Genomic DNA, 15,932 nt, shown 5'->3' on the forward strand with positions numbered 1-15,932 from the left:
AATCAGTGCGCAAGAATATGTCGCGCATCACACCGCATCTTGGGTTGGAAGGGAGGCTTGGGACATGTCAACGTCTTTTGAACGGGGATTGAGAATCCTGACCGAGGTCATTGAACACGGAGACGCCTCGGTCGAGGCCGTGTCCAGGAAGCTCGGCATTCCCGCAAGCTCCGCGTACCGCTATTTCAAGGTGCTGCGCGAACAGGATTTCGTCTGCGAGGAAGACGGACGGTACCGGCCGGGCCCGGCGCTTCTTAGGTCCGCCGGCCGCCACCATGCCCAGTCCTACCTCGCCGAGGTGGGCAATGCGGTGCTTCGCGAAATCGTGGACCAGGTCGGGGAAACGGCCGTGATGATCGTGCGGATTGGTTCCCAGGCCATGTGCCTTCGGCGTGTGGAACCGGAGAAGTCCCTGAAATACTCCTTCGCGGTCAACGAATTGCTGCCGCTGCATGCGGGGGCGGGGCAGCGGGTGCTGCTGGCCTGGGCACCCCCGGAAGTGGTTCACGAGGTGCTCACCGGATCCATGACCCGGTTCACCGCCAAGACCATGAACCGCGAGCAAATCCTGGCGTCCATTCCGCAGACCCGGTCCTCCGGATATGTGCTTTCCCGCGGCGAACTGGATCAGGGATCGCTGTCCATCGCCATCCCGGTGACCAGCCAGGGAGAAGTCGTCTGCTCGATCAACGTCGCCGGTCCCGAGGCAACGTGCGGTTCTCGCTTCTGGATCTCCTCCACGCTGCGCGTCATGCAGGAATCGGCCAACAAACTTACCCAGGCATTGCAAGAGTGCACACCGAACAAATCAACCAGGGAGACCCTTGATGACTACAGCAGTATTGGCTGAAACGGCACCGGTGACCATTGGCGTTCACCGTGCCACGCTCGACGACCTCATTCAGGTGGCCCGGCATCGACGCCCCGTAATCATCGATGATGCGGTCTTCGACGCCATGGCCCCCAGTCGGGAATGGCTGGACGGCATCGTCGATGCGATGGGACCGGGCAAACAGACACCGCCGATCTATTCCATCAACACCGGGTTCGGGTCATTGGCCGGGCGCAAGGCCTTCGCCGAGCCGGCCGACGCCGCCGAACTGTCCCGGCGCCTGGTGCTCTCAAACGCCGCGGGCGTGGGGCGTCACGTGGACGAGGAAGTCGTGCGGGCGACGATGTTCATCCGCATCGTCAGCCTGACCCAGGGATACTCCGGGGTGCGGCCCGAAATCGTCAGCACCCTGGCCCGGATGCTCAATGCGGGGGTCTGTCCGGCGATTCCGGAGTACGGCTCGCTCGGCGCCTCTGGCGACCTCATCCCGCTGGCCCACGTGGCCATCGTGATGTCGCGGTCGCACACCGGCGAAGACGTGGATCTGGATTCGGGGGAGGCCCTGCTGGACGGCAAGGTGGTCAGCGGCATCGCCGCGATGCGCCACGCCGGCATCGAGCGGCTCCCGCTGGGGGCCAAGGACGGACTCGCCCTGCTCAACGGCACCTCGTTCTCCTGCGCCCAGGCGGCACTGGCCCTCTACGACGCACAAAACCTGCTGGAAACGGCACAAATCACCGCGGCCATGACCATCGAGGCGCTCAGAGGGTTCGGTGACGCCTTCATTGACGAGTTGCACCAGGCCCGCGGCCAGCGCGGACAAATCGAGGTCGCCACGCGCATCCGCGAACTGCTGTCGGGGTCCACCCTCATTGACGGCAACGCGTCAACCGACCCGGTCCGCCAGCCGCCCCAGGACGCCTACTCGCTGCGCTGCATCCCGCAGGTCTTTGGCCCGATCAAGGACACCTTGGCCTTCGCTGCCGGGATCATCGACAACGAAATCAACGCGGCCACCGACAACCCGCTGATTTTCCCGTCGCTGCCCGACACCCGCAAACTCAAAGCCGTCTCGGGAGGGAACTTCCACGCCGAGTACGTGGCCTTCGCCGCCGATTTCATCTCCATCGTGGTCACCGAGATCGGCAACATCACCGAACGCCGGCTCTTCCGACTTGACGACGGAACGCTGAACCGGGGGCTGCCCGACATGCTGATCGACAGCGAACAAACGGGCATGGACTGCGGCTATATGTTGCCGCAATACCTGGCCGCGGCACTGGTGTCCGACTGCAAGACCCTCGCCCACCCCGACTCGGTCGATTCCATCCCCACTTGCGCCAACCAGGAAGACCACGTCTCAATGGCCAATAACGCCGGACGGCACGCCCGGCAGATCGTTGCCAACATCGAATCCGTGGTCGGCATCGAATTGCTCATGGCCGCCCAGGCGCTGGAACTGCGTGCCGCGCACCCCGACACCGGGGATGCCCGCCCGGGCGCGGCAAGCGCCGCAGCCCTGGCTCTGGTGCGGGGGAGCAAGTCGGCCGACGGACGGCCGATCGACCACATCCGCGCCGACGTGGTCATGTATCCACGGGTCCGGAAGGCCCTGGACTTGGTGCACAGCGGATCGGTCGTTGAAACCGTGAACAAGGTTCTCGCCGGCTAGCCGAACAACCCAGCAACGCCCCCAGCGCACCACTGAAGTCGGTGGCTCTACTGCCCATGCCCAAAAACCCGTGCCCGTCACGGAATTCGACGGACTCACCCACATGAAAGTCCCCATCCGCTCCAGCAGTTCAGAACGCATCCATCAGGAGGAACCCACCATGAAAAACTCCACGCGCACCATCCGTTCCGGCGCACTTGGTGTACTTGCCCTGGCCGGCATGCTCGCGCTCTCCGCCTGCGGCGGGACCGCGGAAGCCGAGAATCCGGCCGCAGCCAACGCAAGTGCGCCCCTGTTTAGTCAACTGCCGGAGAAGGTCCAAAAATCCGGGGCCATCAACGTGGCCAGCAACGTCGAATACCCGCCATTTGAATCCTTTGACACGGACGGCACCACCGTCATCGGCATCGACAGGGAAATCGCCGACGAGCTGGAGAAGCAGTTGGGCGTCACCATGGACTTCGACAACATCGCCTTCGACGCGATCATCCCGGGCCTTGCCTCGGCACGCTACGACATGGCCATGTCGGCGATGTCCGACACCGTCGAACGCCAGAAGCAGGTCAACTTCATCGACTACTTCTCCGCGGGCGGAGGCGTCATGACCTCGGCAGCAAACGCCGAAAAGCTCAAGACGCTCGATGACTTGTGCGGCGCCCACGTGGGCATCGTGAAGGGCACCACCGAGGACGCCGACGCCGCCGAGGCTTCCAAGAAGTGCGAGGAGGCCGGCAAGCCGAAGGTCGAGATGACGATCTTCGCCGGACAGAACCAGGCGGTGCTGGCCCTGCAGTCAAACCGCGTGGACGCCTTCCTGGTCGATTCGACCTCGGGTTCGGTCATTGCTGCCGAGTCGAAGGGCGCCCTGTCCATGGGCGAGCGCTACCAGGACCTGGCCTTCGGCATCGTCTTCCCCAAGGACCAGGAACAGCTCATGAACACCATCCAAAAGGGACTCGAGGCCATTAAAGCCGACGGCAGCTACGACAAGATCCTGGCCAAGTACAACATGGCCGACCACACCATGGAGTCCTTCCCCGTCAACGGGGTCAAGCAATGACCACGCGGACCCCTGAACCGCAGGAGAACGGCCTGGTCATCGTGCCGGCCCGCTATCTGGGCCGCTGGATTGCCGCGGTGGCAGTCGTCGGTATCCTCTTGATGCTGATCTACTCGATGTTCGCCAACGAACGCTTCCACTGGGACGTGGTGGGGGAGTACCTCTTCGCGGCGCCGGTGATGGCCGGCCTGGGCCGGACCCTGATGCTCACCGCCATCTCCATGCTCATCGGCATCGGGCTGGGGATCGTGGTGGCGGTGTGCAGGCTCTCTGCGAATCCGATCCTGTCCACCGCGGCCTGGGCGTACTCGTGGTTCTTCCGCGGGACGCCACTAATGGTGCAACTGCTCTTCTGGTTCTTCCTGGCGGCCCTGATCCCGAACATCGGGCTCGGCATCCCGTTCGGACCGGAGCTGCTGAGTATCGACACCAACTCGGTGATTTCCCCGTTCACCGCAGCGCTCTTGGGCCTGAGCCTCAATGAGGGCGCGTACATGGGAGAGATCGTGCGCTCGGGCATCCGCTCCATAGCCACGGGCCAGACCGAGGCGGCGAAGGCCATCGGGATGTCCAGGATGCAGACCATGCGCCGGGTGATCCTGCCGCAGGCCATGCGCGTGATCATCCCGCCGACCGGCAACGAGACCATCGGCATGCTCAAGTACACCTCCTTGGTCATCGTCATTGGGTACTCGGAGCTGTTGACCAGCGTGTCGATCATCTACTCGCGCAATTTCCAGACCATTCCGCTGCTCATCGTGGCGGCCATCTGGTACCTGGCGGTCACCGCGGTGCTTTCCGTGGGCCAGTACTTCATCGAACGCCACTTTGAACGGGGCTTCTCACCCATCAAGGGCAAGAAGCCCGCGGCGCCCGCTGCCTCGGCAACCGGCCCCGGCGCGGGACCAAAGGCAGCGCCAAGCATCGAGCCGGAATTGGAGCCAAGCAAATGAACGAACCAGTCCTGCGCGCCCACAATGTGCGCAAGTCCTTCGGCCACCTGGAAATCCTCAAGGGCATCACCCTTGAGGTGCAGGCCGGACAGGTCGCGTGCCTGCTGGGGCCATCCGGCTCGGGCAAGAGCACGTTCCTGAGGTGCATCAACCACCTGGAAAAAATCAGTGACGGGGAAATGTGGGTCCACGGGGAGCGCATTGGATACCGCCGTTCGGGGAACAAGTTGCACGAGCTGAAGGAAAACGAAACGGCCAGGCAACGTGCATCCGTCGGCATGGTCTTCCAGCAATTCAACCTGTTTCCGCACCGGACCGCCCTGGAGAACGTGATTGAGGGACCGACCATCGTGCAGCGCAAATCGCGCGCGAAGGCCATGGCCGAAGGCATGGAACTGCTGGACCGGGTGGGATTGGCAGACAAGTACCAGCACTACCCCGCGCAGCTCTCCGGGGGCCAGCAGCAACGCGTGGCCATCGCCCGGGCCCTGGCCCTGAAGCCAAAGCTCATGCTCTTCGACGAGCCGACCTCCGCGCTCGACCCGGAGCTGGTGGGGGAGGTGCTGGAGGTCATGACTTCCCTGGCGGCTTCGGGGATGACCATGATCGTGGTGACCCACGAAATGGGCTTCGCCAAGGAAGTCGGGGACGTCGTGCACTTCATGGCGGACGGGCAGCTGGTGGAATCCGGCAGCCCCAGGCAGGTCCTGGAGGACCCCCGCGAACCCAGAACCCAGGCCTTCCTGTCCAAGGTCTTGGCCTAAGGGCGTCGATGGAATCCACCCGGAGAAGGAAGGACCAGATGTCCCACGAGCAATCCGGCGCACGCGAGGCGACACCACGGCCGCGCAACCTGGTGAACCTGCTGCCGAACTATTCGCGCTCGCCGGCCGCGGGGAAGGTGCGGTGGGTGGCTTCCTCCAACGAATCCTGGATGTCGCCCTCGCCCGCTGCCGTTGCGGCCATGGCGGCCAGCGTGCAACGCTCCAACCGCTATCCGAGCCTGGCCGGGGACCGGCTGGTGGCCGCGCTGTCCGACACGCTCGGGCTGCCCGGCACCCAGGTTGCGGTGGGGGCAGGGTCCCTGGCCCTGCTGGGCCAGGTCCTTGCCGCGTTCGCCGGGCCGGGCGACGAGGTGCTGTACGCCTGGCGCAGCTATGAGGCCTATCCGATCCTGGTCACGCTGGCAGGGGCCCGGGGCGTCCAGGTGCCGCTGGACGCGGCCCATCGCCACGACCCGGAGGCCATGCTCCGTGCCATCACCGAACGCACCGCGGTGGTGCTGCTGTGCAATCCCAACAACCCCACCGGAACGGTGCTGGGGATCAACGAAGTCGAATCCTTCCTCGCGAGGGTTCCGGGCCGGGTGCTCGTGGTGCTCGACGAGGCCTACATCGAGTTCTCCGAATCCAGTGGCGACACCCTGATGCTGCTGCCCAAGTACCCGAACCTGGTGATCCTGCGGACCTTCTCCAAGGCCCATGCCCTGGCCGGGGCGCGGGCCGGATACCTGCTGGGAGGGGAGGACATCGTCCGCGCCATTCGCAAGGTGGCCCCGCCCTTTGGGCTGAGCGCGGTGGCAGAGGCCGGCGCCGTGGCGGCCCTCGCCGACACCGACTACCTGCTCGGCACCGTGGCCGCGGTGGCGGGCGAACGCGAATTCCTGCACCGGAAACTGGAGGCCCGCGGTATTGGCGTCCCATGCAGCGGAGGCAACTTCCTCTGGATCCCGGAAGACGGCCGGCTGGCGACCGTCATCGAACGCGCGTGCGCCGCGCACGGGGTGTCGGTCCGGGCCTTCGACGGCGCGGGAGTGCGGGTGACCATTGGCCCGCGTCTGGCCTCCCTCGCAATCCTGGCCGCCTTGGACGAGCCGGCAGCGGCGCGGCCCCCTCAAACGCCGCAGACAGTACTCACCACCCACCCAATCCACAGCACTGGAGGTGCATCGTGATCAGCACAAGTGAAAAGCACATCATCGAGGAACCGGTGGCGACCAGCCAGACGAGCGAGGACGGGTTCTTCGTCGTGGACGTGGTGGACATCCGGCGGGAATCCGAATCGGTTCTCTCCCTGGGCATTGCCCGCCCGGACGGGCTCGCCCTGCCGGACTGGAGTCCGGGATCGCACATCGACGTCATGCTCCCCAACGGGCTGCTGCGCCAATACTCCCTGTGCTCCGCCCCCGGGGAGCCGCGCTGGCGGCTGGGGGTGTTGCGGGAGCCCGCCGGCCGCGGCGGATCCGCCTACATCCACGACCAACTGAAGCCCGGCGAGCAGCTGCGCGTCAGGAGCCCGCGCAACAATTTCGCGCTCGGGCCCGCACCCGAATACGTGTTCATCGCCGGGGGCATCGGCATCACGCCCATCCTGCCCATGCTGCGCGCGGCCGAGGCCTCCGGGGTGCCGTGGCGCCTTGTCTATCTGGGGCGCAGCCGCAGCTCCATGGCCTTCACCGGCGAACTGGCACAGTACGGCGAGAAGGTCCACGTGCACGCGGACGACGAATCCGGGCTCTATCCCCTGGGCGAGCTGCTCGGCGGCCCGGCGGCGGGATTCCACGCCTATGTGTGCGGCCCCGGCCCGCTGCTGGACTACATCGCCACGCTCACCACCGGTTGGCAGGACCCCGCACGGTTCCACTTTGAACGCTTTGTCGCCGACGCGGCCGCGAGCGCGCCTGCCGCGGGAGACCATGAATTCACCGTAGAGACGACCGAAGGCCTTCAGGTGCAGGTTCCGGTGGGCACCAGCATCCTCACCGCACTGGAAGAAGTCGGGGTGCAGGTGCTGAACTCCTGCCGGGAGGGCATCTGCGGGACCTGCGAGACCCCGGTGGTCGCGGGGGAGATCGACCACCGCGATTCGCTGCTCAGCGATCAGGAGCGGGAGGCCGGCGACACCATGATGATCTGCGTGTCGCGTTGCAAGGGCGGGCGCCTGGTGCTGGACATCTAGCACCAGGCCCGGCGGGGCGTCAGGCGCGCAGGCGGAAGAACGAGCTGCCGACCAGTTCGTGGGCCCCGGGCAGCAGGAGAACCAGCAGCTCGGGGTTGAACTGGACCTCGACGGGGCCGCGGCCGACCAATGCGGCCGAGAGCTTGCGCGGGGCCAGTGCCTCGAGCACCCACTCGTCGGGACCCGCGCCAATGTGCAGCAGGTCGGTGTCCGCGTCGAGGTGGAGCCAGGCGGCGATCCAGTCGCCGGTGAAGCGCGGAAGCGGGTTATCCGTGGGGGCGGAAGTCAGGGTGGGGCCGTACATGATGTGCACACGTCCTTGGGGTTCGTTGTCCTTGCCCTTTCGTGCGGGATGCGCGACAGGGCCGCTTCGTCATCCGAACCACCCACCGTGCAACTATGGGGTTGGCGTCTGTTTTAGTCGGAGCTATGCCTATGCGGCAACCAGAACTCGTGAAGCTGATCCAACCCTACGGCGAAGCGGGGACGTTTTGCCAGCGCGGACGTGCGGGGAGCAACAAACGGTCATCTGTGACGGCGAGTGACCTTGCCATCCCGAGAGGGGTTCATTTCGCCGTCGGCATCGGCTCCTGCTGGGTGATGCAGTGGATGCCGCCGCCGCGGGCGAATAGCTCACGGGCATCCACGCCCACGACCTTGCGCCCCGGGTAGGCGTCGGAAAGGACGGCAAGGGCCTTTTCGTCGTTGGGATCGTTGAAGGTGCAGGCCACCACCCCGTCGTTGACGACCAGGTGGTTGATGTAGCTGTAGTCCACGAACCCCTCGGTGTCGCGCAGCGTCGCAGGGGCAGGGACCTCGATGACGGTGAATTCGCGGCCCCTGGCGTCGGTGGCGCCGCGGAAGGACGCGGCGATTTCCCGGCTGGCCGCATAGTCCGGGTGCTCGGGGTCCTCCTGCATGTGAACCAGCACGGTGCCGGGGGAGGGGATGGTCGCCACGATGTCCACATGTCCGCGGGTGCCGAATTCCTCGCTGTCGCGGGTCAGCCCGCGCGGGAGCCAATGTACCTTGGTGGCGCCCAGGGTGCGCGCGAACTCCTCCTCGACCTCGGCCTTGGTGATGCCGGGGTTGCGCCCGGGATCCAGCTGCACGGTCTCGGTGGCCAGCACCGTGCCCTGCCCGTCGACGTGGATGCCGCCGCCCTCGTTGACCAGGGTCGAGGCGATGCGGGGCGCGCCGGCCCACTCGGCCACGATGGCACCGATCTTCTCGTCCTTGTCCCAGGCAGCCCAGTCCTGGGCGCCCCAGCCGTTGAACACCCAGTCCACCGCGGCGAGCCCGCCGTGCTCGTCGGTAACGAAGGTCGGCCCGATGTCGCGCATCCAGGCGTCGTTGAGCTCGGCCGTGCGGACCTCGATGCGCTCATCGAGATAGCGTGCGGCAATTTCCACGTCGGCGGGGTCCACCACCATGACGACCGGGGCGAACCCGGCCACCGCGTGGGCGACGTTGGCCCAGGTCGAGCGAGCCGCGTGGGCCTCGGCCCCGGTGACGCCCAGCGTGTATCCCTCGTGGGGGAAGGCCATCCAGACGCGCTTCTGGGCCGAGGTCTCGGCGGGCATTGACCAACTCATGGTGTGTGCTCCTGCTTGGTAGGTGGTGCGCGATACGCCGGCGCCGGACAAGGTGCATGGGATGGCCATTACGCTAAATGAATATCGTTCATTTATTATGCTGGTTGACCGGAGCGTGCGCAAGGGGTGTGCGCCTCTCCGCGGGAAGCCAGCGCTGGTATCCGAGTAGCGGCAGCAGGCTGGGCATAGGGTGGAACCATTGCCGGCCCACCACTTTGCGGAGGAACACATGCGCGCCACCCTGATCCACGGACCGCGGGACATCCGCGTCGAAAACTGCCCCGAGCCGACATTGCTCGCCGACACCGACGCCATCGTGCGCGTCACCGCCTCGTGCGTCTGCGGCTCGGACCTCTGGCCCTATCGCGGGGTCAGCCAAACGCCCAGGCCCCGGCGCATCGGCCACGAGTTCATCGGCCGTATCGAGGCGGTCGGCGACGGGGTTTCAACCCTGACCGTGGGCGACTTCGTGGTGGCGCCCTGGGCCAATAGCTGCGGCGCCTGCCCTCCGTGCCGCCACGGCGTCCAGGTCGCTTGCGAACACCGGGCCCATTGGGGCGGGGTGGACGAGCACGGGCTGCCCGTGGACGGCGGGCAAGGCGAGATGGTGCGGGTGCCCAATGCCGAGGGCACGCTCGTCGCGGTCCCCGGGGTCACGGAGCCCGACCAGGCGCTGTCCAAGTCGCTGTTGGCGCTCTCGGACGTCATGGGCACCGGCCACCACGCAGCCCTCGGGGCCCGTGTCGAACCCGGCCGGAGCGTGGTGGTGGTCGGTGACGGGGCCGTGGGTTTGTGCGGGGTGCTCGCGTCCAAGCGACTGGGCGCCACGCGCATCATCGCCATGTCCCGGCACTCCGACCGCGCGGCACTGGCCAGGGCGTTCGGGGCCACCGACATTGTCGCCGAGCGCGGCGCCGAGGCGGCGGCGAAGGTGCGCGAGCTGCTCGGGGGTGTGCTGGCGGACTCCGTGCTCGAATGCGTCGGCACCGCCGAATCCATGGACCAGGCGTTGCGCTGCACCCGGCCCGGCGGTGCCCTGGGCTTCGTGGGCGTCCCGCACGGGGATGACCCGCTGCCGATGTCAGTGCTGTTCTCCAAGAACATCTCAGTGGCTGGCGGGGCCGCCAGTACCCGCGCCTATCTTCCCGAACTGCTCGTCGACGTGCTGGAAGGGAGCATCAACCCGGGCCTGGTCTTCGACTCGGTCATGGATCTCGAGCAGGCTCCGGAGGCGTACAGGGCAATGGATGAGCGTCGGGCCATCAAGGTGATGCTCATTCCGTAATCTGGAGGCCGCAGCGGACGTAGATTTGTTTCCGAGGTGCGTGGCTAATATCATACTTATTGGTTCTCTCGGCGATCGTCAATTGAGGTCAATACCCGGCTGGCACAGGAGGCCGCGGGGGAACCCCCGATGATTTCGGCCTTTCAAGGCCGGTTGCACACCTCAAAGGAGCGGTATGTCTATCACCACCCCCGAGTCGCGCCCGCTGGGCGACGAAACGGTCGACCCGTACGCGTTGGATCCCCGGTCCATCATGGACCCGCCCACCCGCTGGCGGGACAGGTTCAAGTTCCTTGGCCCGGGCATGATCACATCGGCCGCCGTCGTCGGTTCCGGCGAGCTGCTCACCGCCACCACGCTCGGTGCCAAGGCAGGTTTCATGCTGCTCTGGCTGGTGCTGGCTTCCACCTTCATCAAGGTATGGGTGCAGATCGAGTTGGGCCGCTGGTCCATTTCCACCGGCAAGGTCGCCGTCACCGGCTATGACGAGGTCCCGCCGCGGATCGGCAAGCGCGGCTGGATGGCCTGGCTCATCCTGCTGATGTTCGTGCAGTTCCTGACCAGCCAGGCCGGTGTCATCACCGCCTCGGCCTTCGCGTTCTCCTCGCTGCTGCCCATCGGGCCGGACCCGTACTCGTTCCTGTCCATCGGCACCTGGGTGGCCATCCTGGTGGTGATCGCCATCGCGATCCACCTGGGCAACAAGTACGTCGTGGTCGAGGGCATCTCCACGGTGCTGGTCTTCCTGGTGACGATCTTCGCCGTCGTGATGGTCTTCGCCATCCAAGGCACCGAATTCAGCTGGAACGTCGGCGACTTGGCCGACGGCATGCGCTTCCAGATCGCGCTGGGCTCCATCGGCGTGGCCCTGTCCATGTTCGGCCTCACCGGTGTGGGTGCCGGCGAGATCACCGCCTACACCTACTGGTGTGTGGAAAAGGGCTACGCCTCCTGGACCGGCCCCAACGACGGCTCCGAAGCCTGGGTCAAGCGGGCCCGCGGCTGGATCTCCGTGATGAAGCTCGATGCCTGGGTCTCCTGGGTCGTCTACACCGTATCCACCGCCGCCCTCTACATGCTCGGTGCCGCGGTGCTGCACCCGCAGGGCCTGGAGCCCAAGGGCGACGAGGTCATGACAACGATCTCCTCCATCTTCTCCACCAACGTCGGCCAATGGGGTGCCGTGGTGTTCCTGGTCGGTGCCGGCATCGCGCTGTTCAAGACCATCATCGCCAACGTTCCGTCGCTCGGCCGCCAGGTCGGCAACACCCTCGCTGTGTTCGGGGCCTTCGACTGGAACAACCGCAAACAGCGCGACCGCTGGATGCGCGTCATCATGATCGTGCTCCCCATCGTCTGGGGCTTGTTTGGCACCGTCGTCTCCTCTCCGCTGGCCCTGATTGTCCTGGCCGGCATCCTCAACGCCATCTTCCTGATGGGTGTCGCCGCGGCAACCATCTACCTCTCGCATAAGCAGACAGACCCGCGTGTCAAGGACGGCAAGGCCTTCACGGCCATGCTGGTCCTCTCCGCAGTCGCCGTGTTCTTCGTCGGCGTCATGGGTCTTGTCAACATGTTCTAGTCCGCCTCACGGCGCAGTATCAAGGAGTACCTCTCACATGCAGGCAGTTGTTGTGCACGGCAAGGACGACCTGCGGGTCGAGGACATCGCGGATCCCGTCTGCGGCGCCGAGCAGGTCCTGGTGGCCATGGAATGGGGCGGGATCTGTGGGTCGGACATCGCCTATTGGAAGTCCGGCGCCTCGGGCACCGCGGTGCTCTCGGCCCCGCTGGTCCTGGGTCACGAGGTCTCCGGAACGGTCGCCGAAATCGGTCCCGACGCCGCTGCGGCGCTGGCGGCGCGCGGGATCGGCATCGGCAGCAACGTGACGATGCACCCCGCAACCCTGGTTGGCGAGCACCAGGTGCCCGCCGACACCGCGGACCGCACCAACCTGTGGCCCGAGGTGCGCTACTTCGGCTCGGCGGCATTCGAACCGCACGAGCAGGGCGGCTTCAGCCGCCTCCGCGCGGTGCGCCCCGAGCAGCTGCGCGTCGTGCCCGAGGGCGTCTCGCTCAAGGAAGCGGCACTGGCCGAGCCCTTCGCCGTGGCGCTGCATGCGGTGGCCCGCGCCGGAGACGTGGCGGGAAAGACGGTGCTGGTCAACGGCGCCGGACCGATCGGCGCGCTGGCGGTTGCGGCGGCCAAGGCGGCCGGGGCCGCCACGGTCATTGCCGCGGACCTCTCGGATGCTGCCCTGGACATTGCCGCGCGGATGGGAGCGGATCAGTGCGTGAACCCCGCGTCAGGCGGAGTCCTGCCGCAGGACGTGGATGTGGCCATCGAGGCCTCCGGCGCCCCTCGGGCGCTGGGCGGGGTGATCGCCGCGGTGCGCCGCGGCGGGGTCATGGTGCAGGTCGGAAACCTGCCCGGCGGGGAAATCTCCGCGGCGCTGGGGAACATCGTGACCCGCGAGATCGACTACCGCGGTTCCTACCGCTTTGTCGATGAGATCTCCGAGGCGCTCGACCTCATGGCCTCCGGCGTGGACGTCTCACCGTTGATGACGCACGAGGTCCTGCTCGCCGAGGCACTGGCCGGATTCGACCTCGCCGCCGACCGCTCCTCGGGTTCCTCCAAGGTCATGATTCGCCTGGGCTAGGGACACGGCTCCGGCTCGAATCCAGCACCTTGCCCGGTGGCCCGCGGCCCCGCTGCACCGCCGGGCTCCGGTGCGCTTGGAGGACATAATCGCAGGTCAAATATGTGTCCTTGGGCACCGTTTCTTGCAATCGTGATGCTTTTGTGACCTTTGGGGCCGTGTACTACAGTAAATCCCGATGCCTGACTTGACTAAACCCCATGACCAAGCACCGTCCGCCGCAACGCATGAACCCATTTTTGTCGACCCGTCGGGCAGACGCCGACAGCAGGTCTTGACGGTCGGAGTCATCACCGTGGGATTCATGTCGATGTACGCCCTGGTGATGCTGTTCGCCTTGCTGGGAGGTTCCACGGTTGCGGCTCCGCCACTGCCCCCGCGGGCCGAAGCAGGCGCGGGAGCGGAAACGGTGGCGCTGCGGGAGCAACCCTCCACGAATCCATCGCCGGCACCGCTGCCCCGAGAGGCATCCACCGCCCGGGAAACGACGGGTCCCGCCGCACCACGGCAGAGAACATCCGCGCCGAGCAGCGCAGCAGAGACCTCGGCCTCCGCACAGCGAACCGAAAGCGCCGATCCCGAAGGTACGGAAGCGCAGACGAGTGCCGAACCGACGGATCCTGCCCCAAGCACGGCCGTCGCGCAGAGCGCCCCCGGAAAGAGCGCAGCAGCCCCGGGCCGAAGTGACACCAAGCCGAGCCGGGCCACCGCCAAGCCGACGCGCGAGGCCCGGCCATGAGTTCGGGACGCCGCTCCAGGCTTCCCGCACGCAGCGACGGGATCGGGGCGCACTGGGTTCTCCTGTCGGCCGTCATGCTGACGCTGGGCCTGGCCTTGGCCATCCAGGGATACATCAACCACCCGGTGGACAGTGACGCTCCCCCCGGTTCCGCGCGCGCCTCCAACGCCGGAAACACCCCCGGCGCCGTCCTGGAGGGTGGCCCCATTGTGGATCCGCGGGGGGAAGGCGTGCGCACCACCGCACCGTCCGCCGACTCCGTGGCCCTGACGTTCAACAACGGGCCGGACCCGATGTGGACACCGAGGATCCTTGACACCTTGCGCGAGCACCGTGTCCATGCCACCTTCTTCGTGACCGGTTCCGCGGCCGTCAGGCACCCCGAGCTCATTCGTCGCATGTTTGCGGAGGGCCATGAGATCGGCATCCAGACGCTCACGAACAGCGACCTTGCCGCGGTGCCCGATTGGCGGCGCCAGCTTGAGATCCGCGGGGCACAGAAAGTCATCACGGGGATCACCGGGCATTCCCCGACCCTCTTGCGCCCGCCGGCCAGCTACGACAATGCGGCGCTCACCCAGGTCCAATGGAGCTTCATGGATACCGCCGCGGACGACGGGTACCTCACCGTCCTGAGCAGCCACGACAGCGCCGACAATGTCCGCCCCGGCGCCGAGGTGATCGCCGATCGGCTCACCATGCAGGAAGCGGCCGGGGAAGTGGTCCTGATGCACGACGGCGGCGGAAACAGGTCCCAGACCGTCGCCGCCCTTGATGCGGCCTTGGAAGGGGCGTCCGACCCGGGCCATCGCTTCACCACGGTCGGCGGCTCGATCGGCGTGGACAGCAGCCGGCCCGCATCCACCGCCGACACCGTCACGGGCAATGCCTTTGTGTGGGGCATCAGGATCACCGAGGCCGTCGTGGTGGCGATTTCCTGGGCGCTCGTGGCGGCCGGGGTGTTGACGCTGTTGCGGGCCGTTCTGGTGATGGTCGTGGCCGCCCGGCACAAACGCGCCGAGCGGCTGGGCCGCGAGGCCGAGCGCGACCGCGGGTGGTTCGAACAGCCGATGCGCAAGGAGATCCTCGAACCTGCCAGCGTGATCGTTCCCGCGTACAACGAGTCGGCCGGAATCGAAGCGGCAGTGCGGTCCATCGCCGCTTCGCACCACCCGGTGGAGGTCATCGTCGTTGACGACGGATCGACCGACGGCACCGCCGACATCGTCGAGTCACTCGGGCTGCCCGGAGTGGTGGTCATCCGCAAGCAGAACGGCGGAAAGCCGTCCGCCTTGAACGCCGGCATTGCGGCGGCCAACCACGAACTGGTGGTGATGGTCGACGGCGACACCGTCTTCGAGCCCGACACCGTCCACCTCCTGCTCCAGCGTTTTGCCGATCCAAAGGTGGGCGCCATCTCCGGCAACACCAAGATTGCCAACCGCGGCGGCATCCTGGGCGCATGGCAGCACATTGAATACGTCGTCGGGTTCAACCTGGACCGCCGCCTGTTCGACGTCGCCGAATGCATGCCCACTGTCCCCGGCGCGATCGGGGCGTTCCGCCGCGAGGCACTGGACCGGGTGGGCGGCGTCAGCGACGACACCCTGGCCGAGGACACCGACCTCACCATGGCCTTGTCCCGCGACGGCTGGCGCGTCGTCTACGAGGACGAGGCACTGGCCTGGACCGAGGCGCCTGCCACCCTCGGCGCCCTGTGGAAGCAGCGGTACCGCTGGTGCTACGGCACCTTGCAGGCCATGTGGAAGCACCGCGGGGCCATGGCCCAGTCGGGATCTGCAGGCAAGCTCGGGCGTCGGGGGATCGGCTACCTGATGGTCTTCCAGGTGCTGCTTCCGTTGTTCGCGCCGGTGGTCGATGTGTTCGCCATCTACGGGCTGGTCTTCCTGGATCCGCTCCGGATCGCCGTGGTCTGGACCCTCTTCCTGCTGATCCAACTGGTCATGGCCGGCTATGCGTTCAAGCTTGACCGCGAGCCGATGCACGCCCTGTGGACGCTCCCGCTGCAGCAGTTCGTCTATCGGCAACTGATGTATCTGGTGGTGATCCAGTCGGTGGTCACCGCGTTCACCGGTGTTCGCCTGCGTTGGCACCGGATGGAGCGCTACGGCAGCCTGCGGGTCCCGCAGGCCGCCCAGGAACGTTCCTAGGCCC

Annotated in this window: 14 protein-coding genes and 1 riboswitch; of the genes, 12 read left to right on the top strand and 2 right to left on the bottom strand. The window is 66.5% G+C overall.

What is annotated here, in order from left to right; genetic code table 11:
- Nucleotides 1–64 precede the first annotated feature (64 nt).
- From ABD687_RS17000 to ABD687_RS17030, 7 genes are all read left to right on the top strand, one after another.
- On the top strand, nucleotides 65–850 hold the full coding sequence (locus tag ABD687_RS17000) for an IclR family transcriptional regulator (protein ID WP_264268512.1): 786 nt from the start codon (nucleotides 65–67) through the stop codon (nucleotides 848–850).
- A complete protein-coding gene (locus tag ABD687_RS17005) occupies nucleotides 828–2,504 on the top strand; it encodes an HAL/PAL/TAL family ammonia-lyase (RefSeq protein WP_310289481.1) in 1,677 nt (558 codons plus the stop codon). Before ABD687_RS17000 ends, ABD687_RS17005 begins: the two co-directional genes overlap by 23 nt.
- Before the next feature lie 160 nt (nucleotides 2,505–2,664).
- A complete protein-coding gene (locus ABD687_RS17010) occupies nucleotides 2,665–3,564 on the top strand; it encodes an ABC transporter substrate-binding protein (RefSeq protein WP_310289479.1) in 900 nt (299 codons plus the stop codon).
- Nucleotides 3,561–4,517, top strand: coding sequence for an amino acid ABC transporter permease (locus tag ABD687_RS17015; protein ID WP_310289477.1), 957 nt, complete (start codon nucleotides 3,561–3,563; stop codon nucleotides 4,515–4,517). The genes ABD687_RS17010 and ABD687_RS17015 overlap by 4 nt, the downstream gene beginning before the upstream one ends.
- Entirely contained in the window at nucleotides 4,514–5,281 is a 768-nt protein-coding gene (locus ABD687_RS17020; protein WP_264268508.1) for an amino acid ABC transporter ATP-binding protein, read from the top strand. The genes ABD687_RS17015 and ABD687_RS17020 overlap by 4 nt, the downstream gene beginning before the upstream one ends.
- Before the next feature lie 38 nt (nucleotides 5,282–5,319).
- The gene (locus ABD687_RS17025) at nucleotides 5,320–6,471 is read left to right on the top strand and encodes an aminotransferase class I/II-fold pyridoxal phosphate-dependent enzyme (protein WP_264268507.1); all 1,152 of its coding nucleotides are present in this window, start codon (nucleotides 5,320–5,322) and stop codon (nucleotides 6,469–6,471) included.
- Nucleotides 6,468–7,475, top strand: a complete 1,008-nt coding sequence (locus tag ABD687_RS17030; protein ID WP_264268506.1) for a PDR/VanB family oxidoreductase — start codon at nucleotides 6,468–6,470, stop codon at nucleotides 7,473–7,475. Before ABD687_RS17025 ends, ABD687_RS17030 begins: the two co-directional genes overlap by 4 nt.
- Before the next feature lie 19 nt (nucleotides 7,476–7,494).
- Here ABD687_RS17030 and ABD687_RS17035 read toward each other — a convergent pair whose 3' ends face one another.
- Nucleotides 7,495–7,779, bottom strand: a complete 285-nt coding sequence (locus ABD687_RS17035; protein ID WP_302262949.1) for a hypothetical protein — start codon at nucleotides 7,777–7,779, stop codon at nucleotides 7,495–7,497.
- Nucleotides 7,780–7,801: 22 nt separating this feature from the next.
- A riboswitch (SAM riboswitch) is annotated at nucleotides 7,802–7,934 on the bottom strand.
- 107 nt (nucleotides 7,935–8,041) lie between these two features.
- Entirely contained in the window at nucleotides 8,042–9,070 is a 1,029-nt protein-coding gene (locus ABD687_RS17040) for an agmatine deiminase family protein (protein ID WP_302262948.1), read from the bottom strand.
- 229 nt (nucleotides 9,071–9,299) lie between these two features.
- Between ABD687_RS17040 and ABD687_RS17045 the strand changes: the two genes are divergently transcribed.
- The 5 genes from ABD687_RS17045 (at nucleotide 9,300) to ABD687_RS17065 (ending at nucleotide 15,928) form a co-directional block, all read left to right on the top strand.
- Nucleotides 9,300–10,355 carry a zinc-dependent alcohol dehydrogenase family protein gene (locus tag ABD687_RS17045; RefSeq protein WP_302262947.1) on the top strand — a complete coding sequence of 352 codons (1,056 nt, stop codon included), beginning with the start codon at nucleotides 9,300–9,302 and terminating at the stop codon, nucleotides 10,353–10,355.
- 175 nt (nucleotides 10,356–10,530) lie between these two features.
- On the top strand, nucleotides 10,531–11,937 hold the full coding sequence (locus ABD687_RS17050) for an Nramp family divalent metal transporter (protein WP_264268502.1): 1,407 nt from the start codon (nucleotides 10,531–10,533) through the stop codon (nucleotides 11,935–11,937).
- Between the two features lie 37 nt (nucleotides 11,938–11,974).
- Nucleotides 11,975–13,018, top strand: a complete 1,044-nt coding sequence (locus ABD687_RS17055; protein ID WP_302262946.1) for an L-idonate 5-dehydrogenase — start codon at nucleotides 11,975–11,977, stop codon at nucleotides 13,016–13,018.
- A gap of 274 nt (nucleotides 13,019–13,292) precedes the next feature.
- Entirely contained in the window at nucleotides 13,293–13,757 is a 465-nt protein-coding gene (locus ABD687_RS17060; protein ID WP_310289472.1) for a hypothetical protein, read from the top strand.
- Complete coding sequence (locus tag ABD687_RS17065; protein ID WP_310289470.1) at nucleotides 13,754–15,928, top strand: bifunctional polysaccharide deacetylase/glycosyltransferase family 2 protein; 2,175 nt, start codon at nucleotides 13,754–13,756, stop codon at nucleotides 15,926–15,928. The genes ABD687_RS17060 and ABD687_RS17065 overlap by 4 nt, the downstream gene beginning before the upstream one ends.
- Nucleotides 15,929–15,932 lie beyond the last annotated feature (4 nt).

Source organism: Paeniglutamicibacter sulfureus (assembly GCF_039535115.1).
Classification (GTDB): Bacteria; Actinomycetota; Actinomycetes; order Actinomycetales; family Micrococcaceae; genus Paeniglutamicibacter; species Paeniglutamicibacter sulfureus.